Below are 20,410 nucleotides of genomic sequence, written 5' to 3' on the forward strand. Positions count from 1 at the left end.
CATGACCTTCAGGCCCACAGCGTTCCAGCGTGTCGTCCTCTATCTCCTCTTGCTCGGCTGCCTGTCCTGGTTGCTGTTCATGACCTGCTTCAAGGAGTACTGGGGCTTCTGGCAGAGCCCGGCAACCTACAGCCTCCTGAAGAAGGAGTATCCCGGGTGGTTCCGGGACTACATCGCGCATTATTACCGGCCGGTAGAGGTCGGCAGCTTTGCCTATTGTGCCTGCTGGCTGGTGGTGGAATCGCGGGCATTCTTACGTGCGGCACGTGAGTCACGGAGGGTCGGTCTGCGTGGGTTCTCGATTCTCTCAATTGTTCTTTGTGTCGGATTAATACTGGGGATCCGGTCCGCAAACAATCTGATCGGCTGGCTGGACCGCGGTGAACTGCACGGATCGACCTATATGCAAGTCCGTGAATGAGTTATAAAAGATTTTTTTTTCTTTCAAGCGGCACACAATGCGCTAGGACATCTAATCGATGAAGCAACTACGCCTCTTCCTACTACTTCTACTACCATTCCTGCCAATCACCCTTCCGAGCCTCCATGCGGCCGGCGGCGGTGACCATGCATCGGATATCGTGTTTCCGTTGGAGCTCGATGCCTACACGCATCTGGAGGAGGAACGGGCCCAAGAATTGGGCATTGCGCATGAAGACCTCGGCTTGATCGAGACCTTGAAAGTCCGGGCCAAAGCCGAGCCGATGAACATCATCGCCACGCTGCTCTTCTTTGGCGCGATCCTGCATACCTTTGCCGCCGGGCCGATCCTGAAAAAGGCACATCAAATCGAACACGAGCACAACGAGCGCATCAAGGCGATGAACTACAAGTTCGTCGGAAACAAGGATCCGGTCAGTTTTAAAGCCACCATGTTTCACTTCCTGGGAGAGGTTGAAGCGGTTTTTGGCATATGGGTATTCCCGTTGTTGGTCTGCATTACGCTCATTCATGGATGGGATTTTACCACGCACTATATCGATACCCGCAACTACACGGAACCGGTTTTCGTCGTGATTATCATGGCGATCGCTTCCTCCCGTCCGGTTGTGCTGTTCGCTGAGCGGGCCTTGAGCGCGGTGGCCAGCATCGGCAAGCGCACCCCGGCGGCCTGGTGGCTTTCGATCCTGATCATTGCTCCGCTCTTGGGCTCGTTTATTACAGAGCCGGCGGCAATGACGATTGCGGCCCTTTTGCTCGGCCACCAATTCTATCAATACAACCCGACGCCGACTTTCAAATACGCCACCCTCGGTTTGTTATTCGTCAACGTTTCCGTCGGGGGCACCTTGACGCACTTTGCTGCGCCGCCCGTGCTGATGGTCGCAGGTGAGTGGGGGTGGAATATGCCCTACATGCTGGAACACTTTGGCTGGCGCGCGGCCCTTGGTATTGTCATCGCGACTTTGGTTTACTTCTTTGTGTTTCGTAAGAATTTTGCGAGTCTCACGGCGAAGGCTTCGGAAATGGCGGCAGAAGGGACGGAAGAGAAAGAAGAACCGGCACCGTTTTGGATCATTGCGGTTCACCTTGTTTTTCTCGCTTGGACGGTCTTTACGCTGCACCATCCGGCCCTGTTTATCGGTTCCTTCCTCTGCTTTATCGCATTCACGATTGCGACGGATCACCATCAGTATGCGATTAACCTGAAGGGGCCGCTTCTAGTCGGCTTCTTCCTCGCCGGCTTGGTGACCCATGGGGGGCTTCAGGGGTGGTGGATTGCTCCGGTGCTCTCGGCACTCGGAGAGGTGCCGCTTTTCCTCGGGGCCACCTGCTTGACTGCATTTAACGACAATGCGGCGATTACCTTCCTTGCCTCGCAGGTGCCGGCATTCGACCAGCACCTGGCGGCCGACACCGCACATGCGCTTGCGCTTCAATATGCGGTTGTGGCTGGTGCTGTGACCGGTGGTGGTTTGACCGTGATCGCGAACGCGCCGAATCCGGCCGGTCAAAGTATCCTCAGCAAGTATTTCGATGGCGGGGTTTCGCCTCTTAAGCTGTTGCTCAGCGCATTGTTCCCGACGCTTGTTATGATCGTAGTCTTCATGCTCTTGCCGCACCTTCGGTAGTAGTCGACCCGCTTAAGCCGGTCGACCGAAGGTGTAAAACGATCCCGCACTCCCGATCCGGACCGCAGGACTGAAGCGGTATTACCAACTTCGTGATGGCGCCACCCGTAGCGTCTGGTAGCGGCTGGAATCGATTTCCTGCACGAAGCGGCTCGGATTCAGACGCATGACGTTATTGCCCTGCTGGTTCAGCATCGGGTAGCTCAGATAGAGTTCCTCCATCGCGCGGGTGGCGGCGACGTAGAACAGTCGTCGCTCCTCTTCGATGTCGCCGTCGTCAATCGTGCGCTTCAGAGGGAAGAGCCCGTCGGCCAGACCAATGACAAAGACGACGGGGAATTCGAGCCCTTTCGCTTGGTGGATGGTGGTCAGACGCAGGCAGTCCTTCATCTCCTCCGGGCTGCGTTCATTGCTTTCCGAGGCGAGCAGGACGAGCTGGGCCAGCAGTTCTGCCATCGTCTCATAGCGGCTGGCGAAACTGACCAGGCTCTGCAGGTCATCTTCACGCTCCATCCAGTTCGGATAAATTTCACGGATATAGCTGCCGTACCATCCGTCGAGGGCGAGTTGGACCACCGCCTTGGGCGCGTCGCTGGAGATCGCGATGGAGAGCTCGCGGATCGTTTCCGCCAGGGAGGGCCATTCCTCCTGGGCATCCGCCGGTACCTTTTTCAGGATTTCAGGCGCACCGAGCAGGTCACAGAAGTTCTTTTGCTGTTTCTCGGCGAGTTGCTTGGTCAGCTTGTGGAGTCGCTCCGCGGTTTTCGGGCCCACCTTGGGCAGCAGGCAGGCAAAGCGGGCAAAGGCGGAGACGTCGGCCGGATTCGAAGCGAAGCGCAACTGGGCGGTAAAGTCTTTGACGTGGGCCTGCTCAAAGAAACGGACACCGCTGGTGATCTGGTAATCAATATTGCGGCGTGTGAGTTCCATTTGGAGGTCCATCGCCTGGTAGTGGGCGCGGTAGAGAATGGCGATGTCCGAGAGGTTGCGGCCTTCATCGACCAGCCCCTGGATTCGCTGCAGGATGAAGCTGGCCTGTCCGCGTGCGTCCATCACGGGAATGAAGTAGGGCTTTTCGCCGGAGGGCTTCACCGCGCGGAGCTCCTTGGCGTAGCCGAGGCCGGCCGGTTGGTTGCCGAGGACCGCGTTGGCAAAGTCCAGGATCTCGGGGCTGCTCCGGTAGTTCGTTTCGATCTTGTGGACTTCCGCGCCCTCGTGGCGTTCGTTGAAGCGCATGATATTGTCGAAGTCCGCCCCGCGCCAGGTGTAGATGCACTGGGCGTCGTCGCCCACGGCCATGATCTGGTGATGGGCGCCGAAGCAATCCACGATCTCGGATTGCAGGCGGTTGGTGTCCTGGAACTCGTCGACCAGGATATGTTTGAAGCGCTCCTGGTATTGGGCGGCAATTTCCGGTTCCTGTTTCAGTAGCTTGAGCAGTAACTCGAGCAGGTCGTCATAGTCCACGACTTGCTGCTCCAGTTTCATTTTCTGGTAGGTCTTGTGGAAGTCTTCGATCTTTTGCGCCATCCCGTCGATGAAAGGGAAGTGCTCGTCCGCTTCCTCGTAGACGCCCTTGCAGGTGTTGCGGGCGTAGCTGATCATGTTGGCCACGACCTTCGGCTTCGGGTTGTTTTTCCCCTTGATGAACTTTGGGTCGACCGCCTGGATCGCATTTTTGAGCAGGCTTTCGGCTTCGCCTTCGTCGAGGATGGTATAGTGGCGCTTCAGTCCGATTTTTTCCCCGTGAATGCGGAGAATGCGCTGTGCGATACTGTGAAAGGTGCCGCCCCAGAGCTGGTGGCGGGCGATGCCGGTCAATTCCTCCACGCGTTCCAACATCTCGCGGGCCGCCTTGTTTGTGAAGGTCAGCAACAGGATTTCATAGGGTTGGATCCCAGTATGGAGCAGGTAGGCCACACGGTAGGTCAGGGTGCGGGTCTTGCCCGATCCGGCACCTGCCAATACCAGAGCCGGTCCCGGATCGGCGGTCACGGCGGCGTATTGCTCGTCGTTGAGCTCGGCTTTGAAATCGATGGGAGCGAAGTCTGGGTGCATGGTCTGGGTCCGTGGTCGAAAAAGGGGAATGAGAAGTCAGGGGCGGGGAGGGTGCAAACGAATTTCGGTATTCGGCGTATTTCGTCGTCGCACTGATTGAGCCGTGCGACCGTTTCGGAGAGGTGGCAGCTCTTGCAGTTGCGGTCGACCGGCTCAAGCGGGTCGACTACGTTTTTCTAAATCATGCCTTGGACGAGGGGGCCGGGGCGGGCACGTTTACGTCCGCTTCAGCCCGATTAAAAACTCGGTGTTGCCGTCGGTGCCCTTGATTGGGGAGGGAATCGTGCCGACCAATTCGGAACCATCCAGCTCCGCTAGCGCGAAATCGGTGACTTCGGCCAGCACGCGCTGGTGGATGTCGGGATCGCGGATGATGCCCTTGCCGGCATCGACTTCCGCCTTGCGGGCTTCGAACTGGGGCTTGACCAGGGCGATCAGGATGCCGCCGGGTTCGATGAACTGCCAGACCGCGGGCAGTACCTTGGTCAGCGAGATGAAAGACAGGTCCATGACGATGCGTGGGTAGGTGTCACGGGGAAGGTCTCCGGGCTGCAGGTGCCTGGCGTTGGTCTTCTCCATGTTGGTCACTCGCTCGTCCTGGATGAGCTTGTTGTGCATCTGCGCACGCCCGACGTCGACACAGGTGGCGCTGACCGCCCCGCGCTGTAGGCAGCAATCGGTGAAGCCGCCGGTGGAGGCACCCACGTCCAGAATGTGGCAGCCTTCGACAGAGATGCCGAACTGCTCCAGAAAGCCTTCCAGTTTTTCGCCGCCACGGCTGACAAAGCGAGGAGGTTGCTCCACCGTGAGCACGCTGTCGGCTGGCAGGGTGCGTCCCGGCTTGTCCACCCGCTCGGTGCCCAGCAGTACCTTGCCGGCCAGAATCAGGGCCTTGGCTTGCGAGCGTGAGTCAGCCAGGCCCTGGGCCACCAGAAGTTCATCAAGACGTATTTTTTTTGCAGTCGCCATTGTGCTTTAAATTATGGTGATACAGTGCATAGCATACTTGTATGCAACCAATTATGATTTTGGGTCATCCGGGCCATGAGCTGAGGGCTTATGAGTGGATGGCGCGCAATCGGCCGATTGTCCATGTTTTAACGGACGGATCCGGCTCCTTGTCGGAGGGGCGGATCGAATCGACCGGCAAGGTGGTGCGGGCTGCGGGGGGCACTCCGGGAGCTGTGTTCGGTGGTCTCAAAGACGCCGCTTTCTACGAGGATCTGCTCAGTGGGCAAACGGAACGCCTGCTCAAACTCATGAAGCGGATCTATGATGCGATTTCCCTCGGACAGGCGCCCGGGGAGCTCATTGTGGTGGGCGACGGTCTGGAGGGCTATAACACCGCCCACGATATCATGCGCTACATGATTAATATGATCTGCGAGCGTCTGCGGCGGAATGCTTGGAAGGTCTTCAATTTTGCCTTTAACCTGGTTGATAGTCCGGCGGAGGCCCTCCAGCAGGCGGGACCGGACGATTGCGTCATTCATCTCGATGACGCCGCGTTTCAGCGCAAACTTAAGGCGGCGGTGAACTATCCGGAACTGAAGGACGAGGTGGAGATGGCCATTGCCCGTGCCGGTGAGGCGGCCTTCCGCGTGGAGGTGCTCTCCCGTGTCCCCGATGCATCGCCGGCCATTGTCGCACCCGAAGCTCCGATTTATTATGAGGAGTATGGCCGCAAGCGGGTGGCGGAGGGGAAGTACCGGGAGCTTATTTTATTTGAGACCCACGTGAAACCCTTCGCCGGAAAGCTTCGCGATGCGTTTCTTCAATTGGACGAAGCATGAGGGTCTTGATCACCAATATCGGGCTGATGCGGCGCTCGGGCACCGAGCGCTATCTGGTCGAACTCTCCGGCCTCCTTCGGGACCGCGGACATGATTGCTTCTTCTATTCGCCACGGCTGGGTGAGGCTGCCGAGTCCTTGAGGCAAGCCGGCTTCACGGTCACGGATGATCTCGCCTCGATTCGCCAGCCACCGGAACTGATTCATGGACAACATACCGGACCGGCCCTCCGTGCGGCTTATTTCTTTCCGCAGGCTCCCTTACTGTACATCTGCCATGATGGGCTCTCCCCCAAGGACGAGCCGACTCCTGCCCGCTTGACCGATGCCTACGGTGGGGTCGACCGCCTGACCGCAAAGCGGGCGGCCCAGGTCGCCGGCTTGGAGCCGGGGGAGGTCTACATACTTCAGAACGGGGTCTGCCTCGACGTCTTCAAACGCCGCAAGATCTTCCGGAAGCAGCCGGTGCGAGCCCTCATTTTTTCCGGATCGATCACGAGTGACGCGCATTTTGAGATGATCCGGGAGGCTTGCTCGCGGGTCGGCCTGGCCTTTGATGAAGCGGGCCGCTTTCTCGGGAATTTTCTCGAAAACCCGGCGGACTGCCTCGATCGCTACGATATCGTTTTTGCCAAAGCACGATGTGCGCTGGAATCGATGGCGACGGGTGCGTTTGTCGTGAACGTGGGGGATTCCGGCTTGGGGCCGGTGATTACTCCGGAAAATATCGAGGCACAGCGGCTGCGGAATTTCGGACGTGAAGCCTTGACGGACCCGGTCGCCGTCGAAGGCCTGATGGAGCGGATCCAGGCCTATGATCCGGACTTGGCGGAACAGGCCTGCGATTGGGTGCGGACACATGCAACCATCGAGACACTCGCCGACGCGATGGATGCGGCTTACCGTGCGATGGCGGGGAAACGAGCGAAGCGTCGCCGGTCGGACTGGACTGAATCCGACCTGTCGGCGGTCTGTCTCAAGGGCGAGCACACCCGCTACCGTTGGGGGCGATGGCGCCTGTTTCCGGGCGACGGAATCTTCGGCGACCTGCTGGGCCGTTAATCGTCCGCGTCCGCCTGGGACATTTCCGTTCTGGCCACCGGGACCACTTCGCTGGAGCGGATGTGGAGGTCGCGCTGCGGGAAGGGAATCTCGATCTTGTGCTCCTTGAAGGCATCCCAGACTTTCAGGAGGACCTGGCTTTTTACATTGCCGACGCCGTTGGCCGGATCGGAGATCCAGAAGCGCAGTTCCAGATCGATCGAACTGTCACCGAAGCCCCTTAGCAGGCAGACCGGGGGTGGGGTGCGCAGGACGCGTTCGATGCTTTGGGCCGCCTCCAGGACCAACTGGATGCATTGGTGCGGATCCTCCTTGTAGGAGACCCCGATGGGGACTCGCAGACGGACCAGGTTGTCGGTGAAGGACCAGTTGACCACGTGTTGTGTGATCAAGTCCTCGTTCGGAATCAGGTGCTCGGTCCCATCGCGTGTAATGACCGAGGCGTAGCGGGCGCGCAGGTTGTTGATCCAGCCATAGGTGCCGTCGATTTCGATTACATCGCCGGGCTTGATCGAGTTATCGGTCAGCAGGATGATGCCGCTGACAAAGTTGGAGACGACCTTCTGCAAGCCGAAGCCCAGCCCCAGGCCGACCGCGCCACCGAGGACGGTCAGGGCCGAGAGGTCGATCCCCATCGAGCTGACTGCGATGAAGGCGGCCAACACGATGAAGACGATCCGCATGATCTTGACCAGGAGCACCTTCAGGGAGGGGCTCAGCCGTGGCACCTTCTGTATCTGCACCTCCGCAATCTGTGCGATTGCCAGGCTGATCCAGAGTGTGATGGCGAATGCCGCGATTCCCGTTACAATGCCCCAGAGCGAAAGCTTGAGGGCACCGATGTTAAACGTGAAGTCGGTCACGATGGTGAAATCCTCCCACACCTTCAGGAAAAGCAGGATGATCGAGACGCTGTAGACGATCAGGGAGATGGATTTCGACCAGAAGCGCTTACGCAGGCAACTGGCGGAGGAGCCGACCAGCATCCATGTGCCGCCGAGGCCACAGAATAGATTCAGGACCTGGGGGTGGATCTCTGTGGTCAGGTGTAAGGTGATATTGATCACCAGCAGGACCAGCCAGAAAGCGATATAGCTGTAATGTTCGGGCAGCCAGACGGACAGGCCATAGGGGGCGTCCGGATCGGATTCCGGCTTACGGCCCAGCAGTTTTTGCGTGAGGATCAAGAGGACCGCGACCAGTAATAACTGCCAGAGGTCGCCCGTATCAAATCCTTCGGTCGGTATGAAATTATGGATCCAGCTTTCCAGGAGGGTCATGCGCGAAGTATTTGGGTATCCATCGGCATCCGCAACATTTTTGCCGGCGTTCTCCCGCAGAATGGAAGTCGGATTTTAGCTTGTGGGAACATTCGAATTGCTGCCGCTTGAGAATCCCGACTCACTTTGTCCTGTGGATGTTGCCGCCATCGTGTACCTGAATGCAGACTGTGCCTCCGAGGCAGAGCGTTTCGCCGTGCAATTTGCCATCCCTTGCATTGATGGCACGCTGCAGGCGGGCGCAAAGCCGAAGCAGCTCAAGCAGTTTCTGTTGTCCTTGGATGTCGTGAGTCCGGACAGTCTCGTCTTTATCCTGGACGGTGCCGGCTTGCGCCTGCAAACCACCGATGCGGAGGGGCTTGCAGTCCGGGTTGATTTTCTCGCCGCAGAAGTTGCCTACCGGCGTTTACATGGGGGCGGTCGCAGTCAGATGATTGCCAAGGCGGTCGGTCTTCGGCCCAAGGTCTTTCCCCGTGTGCTGGATGCCACTGCCGGCTTGGGCGGAGATGCCTTTGTGCTGGCGAGTTTGGGCTGCGCGGTGCAGATGATCGAACGGGTGCCGGCGGTACGGGCCATGTTGGAGGACGGATTGCACCGTGCCAGACAGGATGCCTCGGTGGCGGAAGTGCTCGGGCGGATGCAACTGCTGGAGGCCGATTCCCTGACTTACCTGGATGGCTTGGTGGAGGAGGCCCAACCGGATGTCATCTATCTGGATCCGATGTTTCCCGAGCGGGGGAAGAGCGCACTCGTCAAGAAAGAGATGCGTGTCTTTCATCGTCTCGTCGGTTCCGATCCCGATGCGGACCGTTTGCTGGAAGCGGCCTTGGAAAAGGCGCGTTATCGTGTGGTGGTCAAGCGTCCGCGGATCGCGCCGGCCTTGGCGGGAAGGGAGCCCAGCCATGTCTTGGAAGGCAAGCGGAACCGGTATGACATCTACACTCTCTCGAAAATGCCCGAGGGCTTGAACGCCTGAGAGAGTGTGTTTTTTCGAGTGATCTTTTCGGGTCGGCCCTCGGTTTCTGAATTCCGGGCCGAAATGTATCTTCACGGCTTTGTTGGGGGCTGCGTGTGTCTTTACGTGGTTGTGGGAAACAGTTCCTCCTCTTCTCAAGGGGAGGTGTCTTTCGCTGGGCGAAAGACGGAGGTTTTTTAGTCCTGTCGCTGTGGACCCCTCCGTCTCCGCTGCGCGGATCCACCTCCCCTGCGAGCAAGGGAGGAGCTTTGTTGGGGGCTGCGTGTGTCTTTACGTGGTTGTGAGAAACAGCTCCTCCTCTTCTCAAGGGGAGGTGTCTTTCGCTGGGCGAAAGACGGAGGGTTTTTAGTCCTGTCGCTGTGGCCCCCTCCGTCTCCGCTGCGCGGATCCACCTCCCCTGCGAGCAGGGGAGGAGCTTTGTTGGGGGCTGCGTGTGTCTTTACGTGGTTGTGGGAAACAGTTCCTCCTCTTCTCAAGGGGAGGTGTCTTTCGCTGGGCGAAAGACGGAGGGGTTTTAGGTGTAACAAACTGAGGTCGACTGTGCGGCCCCTTCCCTGAAGGACAAAAAAGCCTCAGACTCGACCCGGTCTTGTCTCGGCGGTTGACCTTCGGCCAAGAATCATTCCGATATCTGGAATGGATCCGAATTACTCCAAGCTGGCCGGCGTGTTGACCGGCTTTTCCACTAACCTGCAAAAGGGCGAACGCGTCCTGATCGATGCTTTTGATATTCCGGAGGCCATGGTCGTGGCTCTGGTTCGGGCCGCCCGTGATCGGGGCGCAGTGCCTTATGTCAATCTGCAGAATGCCCGGGTGAGTCGCGAGTTGGTCATGGGTGTGGAACCGGACCAGTATGAAGCGCAATGCGCCTGGGAGCTGTCCCGGATGCAGAAGATGGACGCCTACATCGCCGTGCGCGGTTCAGACAATATTTTCGAGATGTCCGATGTGGATCCCGCGAAGGTCAGCCAGGTCATGCGTGCGATGAAGCCGGTGCTCGACCACCGGGTGAACAAGACCAAGTGGGTCATTCTTCGCTGGCCGACCCCGGCCATGGCACAGCAGGCGATGAAGAGTACCGATAGTTTCGAGGAATTCTTCTTCCGTGTCTGCACTCAGGATTATTCCCGGATGACCGAGGGAATGGCCGCTCTGGAAGCCTTGATGAAGGCGACGGACAAGGTGGAGCTGAAAGGTCCCAATACGGATCTGCGCTTCTCCATCAAGGGCATCGGTGCGGTCGCTTGCGGAGGACGTCATAACATTCCGGACGGTGAAGTCTTTTCCTGCCCGGTCCGTGATTCCGTCGAGGGAGAGATTATTTATAATGCGCCGACCGTCTATCAAGGCACCTCTTTTGATCGTATTCACCTGAAATTCGAAAAGGGCAAGATCGTCTATGCCGATGGTACGAACCCCGACCGCTTGAACGACATTCTGAACTCCGATGCGGGTGCACGTTACATCGGCGAGTTCGCGATCGGTTTCAACCCGCACATCCTTGAGCCGATGCGTGATATTCTCTTCGACGAGAAAATCGCCGGCTCCTTCCACTTTACTCCGGGCCAAGCCTATGAGGAATGTGACAACGGCAACCGCTCACAGGTGCACTGGGACATGGTCCAGATCCAACGTCCGGAATACGGCGGTGGCGAGATCTGGTTCGACGGTGAGCTCATCCGCAAGGACGGCCTTTTCGTCAAGGAAGCGCTCAAGAAGCTGAACCCGGATTATTTGCTGGGCTAGCCTCGGTGGTCGAAGTCGCTGTCGCGTCTTCGCTACAGGCAATTGTTAGGGTAGAGAAGCGACGAGAGTCGCTTCTACTCTGAATAATCCGAACCCGTAAAATTTGCTGGCTTGTCAGGGGGGGGCGAAGTCGCTGTCGCGTCTTCGCTACGGAAGATTAGTTGTAGAGAAGTGGCGAGAGCCGCTTCTACTCTGAATAATGCGAACCCGTAAAATTTGCTGGTTCGTCAGGGGGGGGCGAAGTCGCTGTCGCGTCTTCGCTACGGAAGATTAGTTGTAGAGAAGCGGCGAGAGCCGCTTCTACTCGCCTTGTTCGCGGTAGGCTTTCCAGAAATTGTCCCAAAAGTAGGATTTTCGGGGATCCAGTTTTGGATAGCCGGGGAAGAGACAACCCGAATATGGCCATTCGGCCCATGTTTGAACCAGATTTTTCCGGACTGGGTTTCTTAGGATGTAGCTCACTAGCTTGGTGAATGCTCCCTCCTTGCGGTCATCTTCCCGCAATACCGAGTCGTAAGCTTGATGCTCTAATTTTTGGGGGCTCCAGCAAATCATTCCATGCACGGCGAAACATTCGAACGGCATCCAGCTGGTTGGATTTCGAATCGATTCCAATGAAGAGGAAGTGTGCGTGATCCGGCATCAGGCAGTAGACCGGACAGCAAAGTCGAAATCGGGCGAGTGCGTGCAATAAGTTTAACCGGAGCGATTCATGATGATCGGCATCGAGCCATCCGAGCTTTCGACCTTGAATGCCCATGGTCCAATGGACATAGCTCCGGCCCAGATAAAAGGAGGAATCGAGTCGTTTGAGCCGTCCTTTAAATCTTGGTTTTTCTTGCATCCAGCATGTCGAAGTCGCTGTCGCGCCTTCGCTACGGTGTTTTGTTTTGCAGGTATTTGTTTTGTAGCATGTCGAAGCCGCCGCTCGCGTCTTCGCTACAGCTTAGAACTTGTAGAGAAGCGACGAGAGTCGCTTCTACTTCAGCCCCGCCGCAATCGCTTCCGCCTGCAGGGCGGTGAGCTCCTGGATGCCCTTGGCGCCCAACTCCAGCAGGGTGTCGAGCTCTTCGCGGGTGAAGGTGGCTTCTTCACCGGAGCTTTGCACCTCCACGTATTTGCCCGATCCGGTCATCACGAGATTCGCGTCTACGCTGGCGGCCTTGTCCTCTATATAGTTCAGGTCGAGCACCGGGACCGCTTCAAACACTCCGACAGAGATCGCTGCGACGGAATCCGTAAACGGGTTTTCGGACAGCTTTCCCTCCGCGATCAGTTTTTGTACGGCGATCTGCGCGGCGACATAGGCTCCGGTGATGGAGGCGGTGCGGGTGCCTCCATCGGCTTGGAGGACATCGCAGTCGATCCAGATGGTCTTATTCGTGAGTTTCTTCAGGTCGAAGACGGCGCGCATGGACCGGCCGATCAGTCGTTGGATTTCAATGGTGCGCCCATCCGCTTTACCGCGGCTGATGTCCCGCGTCTTGCGATCCAGCGTGCTGTAGGGGAGCATTGAATACTCGGCCGTCATCCAGCCACCTTCGACGCCCTGTGCCCGCATCCAGCCGGGGACACGATCGTCCACCGAGGCCGCGCAAATCACCCGGGTATTCCCGAAACTGACGAGTACCGAGCCCAAGGCATGGGGCGCGATGCCGGTTTCGAATTTGATCTTGCGGAGCTGGTCGACGGCACGTCCGTCGGGGCGGGCAAAGGCGGTGTTTTCTGTCATAGGATAAATGGTTCGGTCGAAGTCGCTGCCGCGCCTTCGCTACGTCGGCTGATTTGTTTGTTTGTAGAGAAGCGACGAGAGTCGCTTCTAGGTCGTTGTGTCGTGGGTTGTTGTCTCGAAAAGTTTACGGTTCGGTCGAAGTCGCTGTCGCGCCTTCGCTACGTCGGCTGATTTGTTTGTAGAGAAGCGACGAGAGTCGCTTCTAGTTTGCTGTGGTTTGGGCTGCCTCGTGTTTGGCGGTGAGGGCCGGCAGGTATTTCTCACGGGCCAGACGCCAGAAAACAAGAAAGAAAGCAGTCAGCGGGATCGCGAGAATCATACCGAGCAGTCCCCCCAGGGCGGTGCCCCAGAAAAAGACCGAAAAGATGATGAGCATCGGCCCCATCCCGGTCTTGCCCCCCATGACCTTCGGGGTGAAGACGTAATCCGTCAGTAACTGGCCGATAACAAAGACGACCGCGCAGGCGACGATCAGGCTCGGGCCTCCGTCTTCCTGGAAGTAGGCGATGGGCAGCACTGTAATGATGCCGATCATGGTGCCGAGGTAGGGGATGATATTCAGTAGTCCCAGAATCAAGCCGATGAGGATGGCAAATTTCAAGCCGACGACAAAGAAGCCGATGGCCAGTACAAGTCCGAGCAGCAATCCGATGATGATCTGTCCCCGGAAGAAGGATACGAGGATCTCACTGAATTCGCGGGCCAGGAAAAGCAGGTCGTCGCGCCGGTTTTTCGGCAGGAAATTCAGCTGCTTGTCGAGATCACGCCAGACATCGCGGTCACTGTTGAGGATGAAGAACAGGTAGATCGGAATGATCGAGTAGGCCGCGACTTTGCCAAAGATCGAACCGACCATCCCCGCCAGGGTGCCCATGGACTCGCGTACCCGCTCCAGTGAGTTGCGGATGAGCTCGGTATTGTTCTCAAAGACGGATTTGACATATTCGTCGGGCGGTTCGCCCAGAATGCCCTGAAGCCAGGTCCAGATTGCCGGAGCCTTGTCCTGGACCCAGCTCATGAGGTTCTGGATCATGTGCGGCAGGGCTTTCAGGAAGCCGGTCCCCTGATCGAAGATGGCCGGCAGCGCAAAGGCCGCGGCGACCCCGAGTACGAGGATGACCAGCAGGTAGAGCAGGACGATGCCCTGTACGCGGTTCAGCCGTGTCCGGGTTTCCACAAAGGTGGTGATGGGGCGAAGTAGGGTGGCGAGAATCGCGGCGATCGCCAACGGTAGCAAGACCTCCTTAAAGGTGCCCACGAAATGTCGCAGGAGCACGAAAAGATAGAAAAAGGTCGCGAGGAGGAAAACGGTTGCCAGAGCGGTTGCACCGGCAGCGACGATCCGCTTCTGGCTGGGAGATAGTATCGGCGAGACTTCGTTAGACATATGGATAGCTGTGTGTCGGGGCTGGAAACTGCCCCGGATCTGAAGTTGACAAGTTGTGAGGCCTTCTGGCAACTCTCAAGCACCTCTATACATGCCGGAAACCTGGAAAATCGCCGCCTTCTACCATTTTACCGATTTGCCCGACCGTGATGCCTGGGCCGACCGTCTGGTCGACCACGGCCTGAAGGTCGGCTTGCGCGGTACGATTATCTTGGCCCATGAGGGCGTCAATTCCACCTGTGCCGGGTCGGTTGAGGCCATTGATTCGACCATTGCCCTGTTGAAGTCGGATCCTCGCCTGGCCGCCATGGAGGTGAAGTATTCCACTGCGGATTTCTGCCCCTTTCCGAAGTTTAAAGTGAAGAAAAAGCCGGAAATCGTGACTTTCCGGCAAAGCGGCGCGGATCCGAGGGATGAAGTGGGCACCTATCTGGAGCCGGAAGAGTGGAACGAACTCATCCGGGATCCGGATGTGATCACGATCGACACACGCAACGACTACGAAGTCAGGGTGGGGCGTTTTCAGGGGGCCATTAACCCGGAAACCTCTGACTTTACGGAGTTTGCCAAATTCGTGGACGCCCATCTGGCCGCGCACAAGAACAAGAAAATCGCCATGTACTGCACCGGGGGGATCCGTTGTGAACGCTCCACCGCCTACCTGAAGCAGCAAGGCTTCCAGGAGGTCTATCATTTAAAGGGCGGCATCCTGCGCTATTTGGAACTCATGCCGAAAGCGCAAAGCCTCTGGGAAGGGGACTGTTTTGTCTTCGATTACCGGGTGGCCGTCGATCATGACTTGAAACCGGCCCAATGGAAGATCGACCCGGCGACCAGCGACCCAGTGCCCATGCAGGACGATGAGGTGGACGTCATCGCGGAACGGCGGCGCAGCGGGGCGATTTTTAAAAAACCTCATATACTGTGATTCCAAAGGCCTGTCACAGTCCCGGTATTATGTCCCTTTTAAACTGGGGATATCGTTTAATCTGGCATACATATGTGTTTTCAGCACAATGATTTACAGTTGAATGAAACTTCAGGCGTTTTGATTGTGTCGAATTGAAGGTAGTCGACTCTGTGTCTTTGGGCGATTTTCGTCCCGCAACCCACCACCTTACAATTTGACGGAATTTTTAGATGGCTTTCGGCCAATTCTGGAGTAAACATCCTAACCAATGACGTTGACAGGCAGCTGCCTGCATAAGAGTCTTAAACCTTGCTGGTGCTATCGCCTGCAGAATTAAAGCCATGTCTATTTCCCCGAGTCACTCAAAAATATCCTTCTCCCCTGACACCCGTAAGGCAGGTTTTACCCTGATCGAACTCCTTACGGTGGTTGCGATTATATTGGTTCTGGCTGGTATTACCTTCGGTATCACGCGCGGCGTTCAAAACGCACAGGCCCGTGCCAAGGCCAAAGCCGAACTGATGGTCATTCAATCAGCGCTAGAGCAATTCAAATTGCGCAATGGAGACTACCCATGGGCCGCTGGCAACCCTGGAAATGTCGACGACAACGGAGAACGGCTCTTGTTGGCTTTGTCAGGCTTTATGAAGTTTGATACCTCATCGAGTACGGTGAAGTTCCGAGTGAAAAATGAGGATGAGGTGCCGTCATCTGGGCCCAATGCGTTCATTGACCTAACTAAAGTTACAATGAATTCTTCTGCCAATAATTTGCCGAGTTCGCCGGGTGATGCACCTACTGGGTTTCGTTTCGTCGATCCTTGGGGAAATCCTTACGTTTATCGTTACAAAGAATCCGCTGCTGATAATTGGGATAATTTCGGCTATGTCCTCTATTCCACTGGGCCAGACGGTAATGATCAGGCTGTTGATGACAGAGGTTTGATTGATAATGATCTGCGCAAGAAGGCTAATAATATCGATAACATTTACGCTGGAGAATAATCATGCAGGATAAAATTAAACAAAAGGGCTTTACCCTGATCGAACTTTTAATGGTGATTGCGATTATCGGCATTCTCGCTGGAATTCTCATCCCCGCTGTCGGTGCAGTCAAGAAGCAGGCGAATATCGCGGCCTCGAAGTCGCAGTTATCTGGTTACGTAAACGCCATTCAGCTATTTAAGAGCGAATACAAGTTTTATCCATTCGCTGATGCCCAGGCTGCTTCAGGTGCAAACGTCAATTCGTTGGAGGATGATTTTCAGGAAACGCTCTCTGGTCGGAATTCTGGTGGAACAGTTGTTCAAACCGGAGGAAACCGTAGAAGTATTGCTTTTCATAGTTTCGCAGAGTCAGAGTATTACTTAGATGATGACGATGAGATTGATGAGGATCTAATCGCGGATCGTTTTAATAATACTCAGATCTTCATCGTTATTGACGGTGATGGCGATGGTCAGGTTACCGTCCCCTCGGACCCAGATAGTACTTCTAGCAACACAAAGACATTGAAGGCTCCAGTGACGGCATACACCACAAAGGATGATGTTCTGGGTGCTCCGGGCTATTCCCTTTACGACTAATAAAGTAGGCGGCAAAGTATGAGACAGAAAAAGCAAGCGTCTGGTTTTACTCTGATTGAGTTGCTGGTAGTGATCACGATTATCGTGATTGCCTCCTCTATTATTATTATGGGAACTGGTGGAGGCCAGGGGGCTGCCTTGCGATCGTCTCAACGGATTCTGTCAGGCTTGGCTCAGGGCGTGCGCGGACAGGCATTGCTTAAACACGAGAAGGCCCGGCTTATTATCTATGCGGATACAGGATCAGATCGTGAGGATGATAAATATCTTCGCTTCTTCGGGATTGTTTATCAGGATCCGGAAGATACTACCGGTGACAGTTGGATTGCTGCTAATCAGGGCACCTATTTGCCTGAAGGTATCTATTTTGATGCTGGCCTAAGTCGATTAGGGAATGGCTCTAATTCAATTCCAACAATGCAATTGGAATATCCACTTCAATCACCTCAGTCGGCTGGTTCTGGTCCTAGCTACTACTACTACGAATTTGAAAGTAATGGGACAATGTCAACTTCCCAGACGGACTTTGAGAATTCTTGGTTGGTAATTCGTGCTGGTGTTTTTAAGCCTGATTCTAGTGGCAATCTTGATGTTGTATTTGACGACCCAGAACTGGAGAATTTGAAGTCGGCTTTAATTTTCCGACGTGTGGGTACCACTACTATGGTGACAGATCCGGCAAATATTTGAGGATTAGAAGGATTTTACGATGAATACACACCCCAAATTCCTAAACACCCGGCAGGGCTTCAGCTTGATTGAAGTGGTCTTGGCTTTGGGTATTTTTCTTGTCACGATTTTAGCCCTAGTTGGTTTGTTGGGACCCACGCTGAAGAATGTCGATGAAGTGGAGGCAACTGATGAGGTTTCATCAGTTGTGAATACCCTAAACGCGTTCCTGCATAGTTCGCCGGATATCGCGAAAGATGCCTCGAAATTCGACGCGATCTACAACTTGGTAAAAAATAACGATTACGCGGAGATATATGTGTTCCGTGCCTACAATACAAACAATACGGCAGTGGATCTGCAAATCGGCTTCAGTGAGGCGGCGAATGGAACGGTCGGTACCAACTCTCTGTTGCAGACCTCTAGCTTTGCCGATGCGGCCGGACCGATTTATCGTATTATTTTAACCGCGTCACCGGTTACTCCAGATCAGCATCTTACAGATCCCACGTCGAGGAACAGCGATGGGGTTTATCTGCTTGAGCATGACCTTGCTGATTACGACGAAGGCTTCTTTGCCATGGAGGTGCGTATCTTTGCGCGCGAAAAGGATATGGCTGCGGTAGGTGGCAATCTGCCGGTTATGAACAGCTTGTCTGCTTGGGCATCCGAAGAGCCGATATTTACCTATAATGCTGCAATTGTGCGCTAACGCTTGAAGCTTTATCCCCATGAAAAATAAGATCCAGTCACATTCCACCCGGCACGCCTTTACTCTGATCGAGATTCTGGTGGCCACAGTGATCATGGTGATCATGGTTGGTTTGGTTATTAAGATCACCGGCGATGTCCTCAAGGTTTGGAACCGCGCATCCGGAAAACTTTCGGCCAATGCCGAAGCTCGAATTGCAATGGACTTGATCACTCAGGATTTGGAGACCGTTGTCATGCGCAATAACGGTCAGCAATGGTTGCGGATCGAGGCACCAGAGGATCCGGGAGGTTATTACACAAACCAAACAGTGGCGTTAAAGCTTTTCGCACCTGCTTTAGATCGCCCTAAAAAGGATACTTCGGGTAATGAGATCCCGGGGGATATTTGTGCGATCGCTTACCGGCTTTCTTTCAAAGAATCATATCCAGGCGGGGAAAATGTTTATGCTTTATATCGCTATATTGCTGATCCTAAGTATACTTTCGAGAGCCTTATGGGGTCTACATCTGATTCATCTTCCCCACAAGAATCCTTAACCGGAGGCGTATGGGATGAAGCAAATGTCACTAATGATGAAAATTACTTGGCTGGCAATATTGTTGAGTTCAAGGTTCTCTTGTATGAGGACGATGGAGTGACGCCGCCCACTGCGTGCAATGCCAATTCATTAATGGAAGTTACGACTGATTACGCGTATGGTGGTCTGAATGGTAGCACGACGCCTATTTTGTATGCAGACATTATCCTAACTATTGTTTCAGATGAAGGTCTTGAAATCATGAAGAACATTGCAGATAACCGGGCAGGTACTGGCTATACTGGATCCCAGGCGGAGCAAACGGAGGCAGTCGTCCGCGAGTACGGCGATATATTCACGCGTCGCGTGAATTTCATGGCGCATCCGCTCTAAGCGAAGTCGTATTTTTTATCAACGGCCCGGAATTGCTTCAGTTCCGGGCCGTTTTGTCTGTAAGCGTTTCGAACGGAGTCAGGGTAGCCAGTCACGCCGGTGCCTTTGGCAAAGGCGGATCCCGCCCTGATGCGATCGTGTTGCCATGGAATTTAACTAGGGCGAGACGCCCTAGCTCCGTTTTGGTGTACTGCTTTGTGGCGGGCAAGGTTTAGTAACGGAGTCAGGGCGTCCCGCCCTGATGCGATCGTGTTGCCATGGAACTCAACTAGGGCGAGACGCCCTAGCTCCGTTTGGGTGTACTGCTTTGTACCGGGCAAGGTTTAGTAACGGAGTCAGGGCGTCTCGCCCTGATGCGATCGTGTTGCCATGGACGCTCAACTAGGGCGAGACGCCCTAGCTCCGTTGTGATGTCGCGCTTTGAGCAGGCTTTACCCAAAGCGCAGTGTTGTACGAACGGAGTCAGGGCGTCCCGCCCTGATGCGATCGTGTTGCCATGGACGCTCAACTAGGGCGAGACGCCCTAGCTCCGTTGTGATGTCGCGCAGTTCGGTGATGCATCGCCTCAACTCCTTGAATGGCATGAGGATATTCAAACGGTTTTATTTACAATTCTTCGTCTTTGTGCATACTGATTGCTACTCAGGTGGGCCTGAACTATGAACCAACTAACTGAATAATCACATGGAAGACCAATCAACTGTTGTGGATACGATCGCTGCCTCACTCGCGAACTGGGGACTGCGCGTTATTGCCGCACTTCTCATACTTGTTATCGGTATGTGGATTGCGAAAAAAGTGAAGGGCCTCTTCACTACGATCCTTGAAAAGAAGGAAGTCGAACCGACTTTGATCGGTTTTTTCGCCAACCTATTGTATGGTGCGATTGTCGTTTTTGTCGCTATCGCCGCGATCGGTAAGCTTGGCGTGGAAACGACTTCCTTCGCCGCGGTCATTGCCGCTGCCGGTTTGGCCATTGGTCTGGCCTTGCAAGGTTCGCTCTCCAATTTCGCTTCGGGTGTGCTCCTCATTCTCTTCAAGCCCTTCAAGGCGGGGAACTTCGTCAAGGCGGGTGGTGAAGCCGGTATCGTGGTGGAAGTCGGCCTGCTGACGACCGAGCTGAAGACGCCGGACAACATCAAGATCATTCTTCCGAACGCTCAGGTCATGGGCGGCTCGATCACGAATTTCTCCGCACATCCGACGCGCCGCTGCGATATGGTGGTGGGGGTCAGCTATGGGGACGACCTCAAGAAGGCCAAGCAGATCATTCTCGATATCCTCGAGGCGGATGAGCGTGTGCTGAAGGAGCCCGCCGTTCAGGTCGCTGTTTCCAATCTGGGGGACAGCAGCGTCGACTTTGTCGTGCGTCCCTGGGTGAACGCCGCGGACTACTGGGCCGTCAAATTCGACTTTACTCAGAAGGTTAAGGAGACCTTTGACGCCGAGGGTATTAGCATTCCTTTTCCTCAGCGGGATGTGCACCTTTTCCAAGAGGCGGTATCTTAAGGAATTT

General features: G+C 55.4%; 18 protein-coding genes. 13 read left to right on the top strand and 5 right to left on the bottom strand.

Annotation, left to right across the window (positions count from 1 at the left end; translation table 11 throughout):
• Position 1: 1 nt before the first annotated feature.
• Together O2597_RS16715 and O2597_RS16720 are read left to right on the top strand one after the other, a co-directional pair.
• On the top strand, positions 2-421 hold the full coding sequence (locus O2597_RS16715; protein ID WP_269526647.1) for a hypothetical protein: 420 nt from the start codon (positions 2-4) through the stop codon (positions 419-421).
• A 58-nt stretch (positions 422-479) separates the two neighbouring features.
• Positions 480-2,072, top strand: a complete 1,593-nt coding sequence (locus O2597_RS16720) for a putative Na+/H+ antiporter (RefSeq protein ID WP_269526648.1) — start codon at positions 480-482, stop codon at positions 2,070-2,072.
• Positions 2,073-2,153: 81 nt separating this feature from the next.
• On the opposite strand, the gene O2597_RS16725 is transcribed toward O2597_RS16720, so the two are convergent.
• Together O2597_RS16725 and O2597_RS16730 are read right to left on the bottom strand one after the other, a co-directional pair.
• Positions 2,154-4,130: an ATP-dependent helicase gene (locus O2597_RS16725; protein WP_269526649.1), complete on the bottom strand. Its 1,977-nt coding sequence runs from the start codon at positions 4,128-4,130 to the stop codon at positions 2,154-2,156.
• A 216-nt stretch (positions 4,131-4,346) separates the two neighbouring features.
• Complete coding sequence (locus O2597_RS16730; protein ID WP_269526650.1) at positions 4,347-5,099, bottom strand: TlyA family RNA methyltransferase; 753 nt, start codon at positions 5,097-5,099, stop codon at positions 4,347-4,349.
• Positions 5,100-5,152: 53 nt separating this feature from the next.
• Here O2597_RS16730 and O2597_RS16735 point away from each other — a divergent pair, with 53 nt between their 5' ends.
• Together O2597_RS16735 and O2597_RS16740 are read left to right on the top strand one after the other, a co-directional pair.
• Positions 5,153-5,923, top strand: a complete 771-nt coding sequence (locus tag O2597_RS16735; protein WP_269526651.1) for a hypothetical protein — start codon at positions 5,153-5,155, stop codon at positions 5,921-5,923.
• Positions 5,920-6,984 carry a glycosyltransferase family protein gene (locus O2597_RS16740; protein WP_269526652.1) on the top strand — a complete coding sequence of 355 codons (1,065 nt, stop codon included), beginning with the start codon at positions 5,920-5,922 and terminating at the stop codon, positions 6,982-6,984. Before O2597_RS16735 ends, O2597_RS16740 begins: the two co-directional genes overlap by 4 nt.
• Here the strand turns inward: O2597_RS16740 and O2597_RS16745 are convergent.
• Positions 6,981-8,264: a mechanosensitive ion channel family protein gene (locus O2597_RS16745; protein WP_269526653.1), complete on the bottom strand. Its 1,284-nt coding sequence runs from the start codon at positions 8,262-8,264 to the stop codon at positions 6,981-6,983. The two genes, O2597_RS16740 and O2597_RS16745, sit on opposite strands and share 4 nt — an antisense overlap.
• A gap of 82 nt (positions 8,265-8,346) precedes the next feature.
• Between O2597_RS16745 and O2597_RS16750 the strand changes: the two genes are divergently transcribed.
• Positions 8,347-9,240 (top strand): class I SAM-dependent methyltransferase, encoded by an 894-nt coding sequence (locus O2597_RS16750; protein WP_269526654.1) that lies wholly within the window; start codon positions 8,347-8,349, stop codon positions 9,238-9,240.
• Between the two features lie 636 nt (positions 9,241-9,876).
• Positions 9,877-10,986 (top strand): aminopeptidase, encoded by a 1,110-nt coding sequence (locus tag O2597_RS16755; protein ID WP_269526655.1) that lies wholly within the window; start codon positions 9,877-9,879, stop codon positions 10,984-10,986.
• A 979-nt stretch (positions 10,987-11,965) separates the two neighbouring features.
• On the opposite strand, the gene rph is transcribed toward O2597_RS16755, so the two are convergent.
• Together rph and O2597_RS16765 are read right to left on the bottom strand one after the other, a co-directional pair.
• Positions 11,966-12,718, bottom strand: coding sequence for a ribonuclease PH (gene rph / locus O2597_RS16760; protein ID WP_269526656.1), 753 nt, complete (start codon positions 12,716-12,718; stop codon positions 11,966-11,968).
• 202 nt (positions 12,719-12,920) lie between these two features.
• Positions 12,921-14,105, bottom strand: a complete 1,185-nt coding sequence (locus O2597_RS16765) for an AI-2E family transporter (RefSeq protein ID WP_269526658.1) — start codon at positions 14,103-14,105, stop codon at positions 12,921-12,923.
• A gap of 91 nt (positions 14,106-14,196) precedes the next feature.
• Between O2597_RS16765 and trhO the strand changes: the two genes are divergently transcribed.
• From trhO to O2597_RS16800, 7 genes are all read left to right on the top strand, one after another.
• Positions 14,197-15,033 carry an oxygen-dependent tRNA uridine(34) hydroxylase TrhO gene (gene trhO, locus O2597_RS16770; RefSeq protein ID WP_269526660.1) on the top strand — a complete coding sequence of 279 codons (837 nt, stop codon included), beginning with the start codon at positions 14,197-14,199 and terminating at the stop codon, positions 15,031-15,033.
• A gap of 323 nt (positions 15,034-15,356) precedes the next feature.
• Positions 15,357-16,019 carry a prepilin-type N-terminal cleavage/methylation domain-containing protein gene (locus O2597_RS16775; protein ID WP_269526661.1) on the top strand — a complete coding sequence of 221 codons (663 nt, stop codon included), beginning with the start codon at positions 15,357-15,359 and terminating at the stop codon, positions 16,017-16,019.
• 2 nt (positions 16,020-16,021) lie between these two features.
• The gene (locus tag O2597_RS16780; protein WP_269526662.1) at positions 16,022-16,600 is read left to right on the top strand and encodes a type II secretion system protein; all 579 of its coding nucleotides are present in this window, start codon (positions 16,022-16,024) and stop codon (positions 16,598-16,600) included.
• A gap of 18 nt (positions 16,601-16,618) precedes the next feature.
• Positions 16,619-17,290 carry a type II secretion system protein gene (locus O2597_RS16785; RefSeq protein ID WP_269526664.1) on the top strand — a complete coding sequence of 224 codons (672 nt, stop codon included), beginning with the start codon at positions 16,619-16,621 and terminating at the stop codon, positions 17,288-17,290.
• Between the two features lie 19 nt (positions 17,291-17,309).
• Complete coding sequence (locus O2597_RS16790) at positions 17,310-17,981, top strand: type IV pilus modification PilV family protein (RefSeq protein ID WP_269526665.1); 672 nt, start codon at positions 17,310-17,312, stop codon at positions 17,979-17,981.
• A 19-nt stretch (positions 17,982-18,000) separates the two neighbouring features.
• A complete protein-coding gene (locus tag O2597_RS16795; RefSeq protein ID WP_269526666.1) occupies positions 18,001-18,894 on the top strand; it encodes a PulJ/GspJ family protein in 894 nt (297 codons plus the stop codon).
• Positions 18,895-19,578: 684 nt separating this feature from the next.
• Complete coding sequence (locus O2597_RS16800) at positions 19,579-20,403, top strand: mechanosensitive ion channel family protein (RefSeq protein WP_269526667.1); 825 nt, start codon at positions 19,579-19,581, stop codon at positions 20,401-20,403.
• Positions 20,404-20,410: the final 7 nt, after the last annotated feature.

This window comes from Coraliomargarita parva (assembly GCF_027257905.1).
Taxonomy (GTDB): Bacteria; Verrucomicrobiota; Verrucomicrobiia; order Opitutales; family Coraliomargaritaceae; genus Coraliomargarita_A; species Coraliomargarita_A parva.

Excerpts from the sequence above, each read along its gene's own strand:
- O2597_RS16715 (WP_269526647.1), top strand. The coding sequence starts at position 2 with ATGACCTTCAGGCCCACAGCGTTCCAGCGTGTCGTCCTCTATCTCCTC.
- O2597_RS16720 (WP_269526648.1), top strand. The coding sequence starts at position 480 with ATGAAGCAACTACGCCTCTTCCTACTACTTCTACTACCATTCCTGCCA.
- O2597_RS16725 (WP_269526649.1), bottom strand. The coding sequence starts at position 4,130 with ATGCACCCAGACTTCGCTCCCATCGATTTCAAAGCCGAGCTCAACGAC.
- O2597_RS16730 (WP_269526650.1), bottom strand. The coding sequence starts at position 5,099 with ATGGCGACTGCAAAAAAAATACGTCTTGATGAACTTCTGGTGGCCCAG.
- O2597_RS16735 (WP_269526651.1), top strand. The coding sequence starts at position 5,153 with ATGATTTTGGGTCATCCGGGCCATGAGCTGAGGGCTTATGAGTGGATG.
- O2597_RS16740 (WP_269526652.1), top strand. The coding sequence starts at position 5,920 with ATGAGGGTCTTGATCACCAATATCGGGCTGATGCGGCGCTCGGGCACC.
- O2597_RS16745 (WP_269526653.1), bottom strand. The coding sequence starts at position 8,264 with ATGACCCTCCTGGAAAGCTGGATCCATAATTTCATACCGACCGAAGGA.
- O2597_RS16755 (WP_269526655.1), top strand. The coding sequence starts at position 9,877 with ATGGATCCGAATTACTCCAAGCTGGCCGGCGTGTTGACCGGCTTTTCC.
- rph (WP_269526656.1), bottom strand. The coding sequence starts at position 12,718 with ATGACAGAAAACACCGCCTTTGCCCGCCCCGACGGACGTGCCGTCGAC.
- O2597_RS16765 (WP_269526658.1), bottom strand. The coding sequence starts at position 14,105 with ATGTCTAACGAAGTCTCGCCGATACTATCTCCCAGCCAGAAGCGGATC.
- trhO (WP_269526660.1), top strand. The coding sequence starts at position 14,197 with ATGCCGGAAACCTGGAAAATCGCCGCCTTCTACCATTTTACCGATTTG.
- O2597_RS16775 (WP_269526661.1), top strand. The coding sequence starts at position 15,357 with ATGTCTATTTCCCCGAGTCACTCAAAAATATCCTTCTCCCCTGACACC.
- O2597_RS16780 (WP_269526662.1), top strand. The coding sequence starts at position 16,022 with ATGCAGGATAAAATTAAACAAAAGGGCTTTACCCTGATCGAACTTTTA.
- O2597_RS16785 (WP_269526664.1), top strand. The coding sequence starts at position 16,619 with ATGAGACAGAAAAAGCAAGCGTCTGGTTTTACTCTGATTGAGTTGCTG.
- O2597_RS16790 (WP_269526665.1), top strand. The coding sequence starts at position 17,310 with ATGAATACACACCCCAAATTCCTAAACACCCGGCAGGGCTTCAGCTTG.
- O2597_RS16795 (WP_269526666.1), top strand. The coding sequence starts at position 18,001 with ATGAAAAATAAGATCCAGTCACATTCCACCCGGCACGCCTTTACTCTG.
- O2597_RS16800 (WP_269526667.1), top strand. The coding sequence starts at position 19,579 with ATGGAAGACCAATCAACTGTTGTGGATACGATCGCTGCCTCACTCGCG.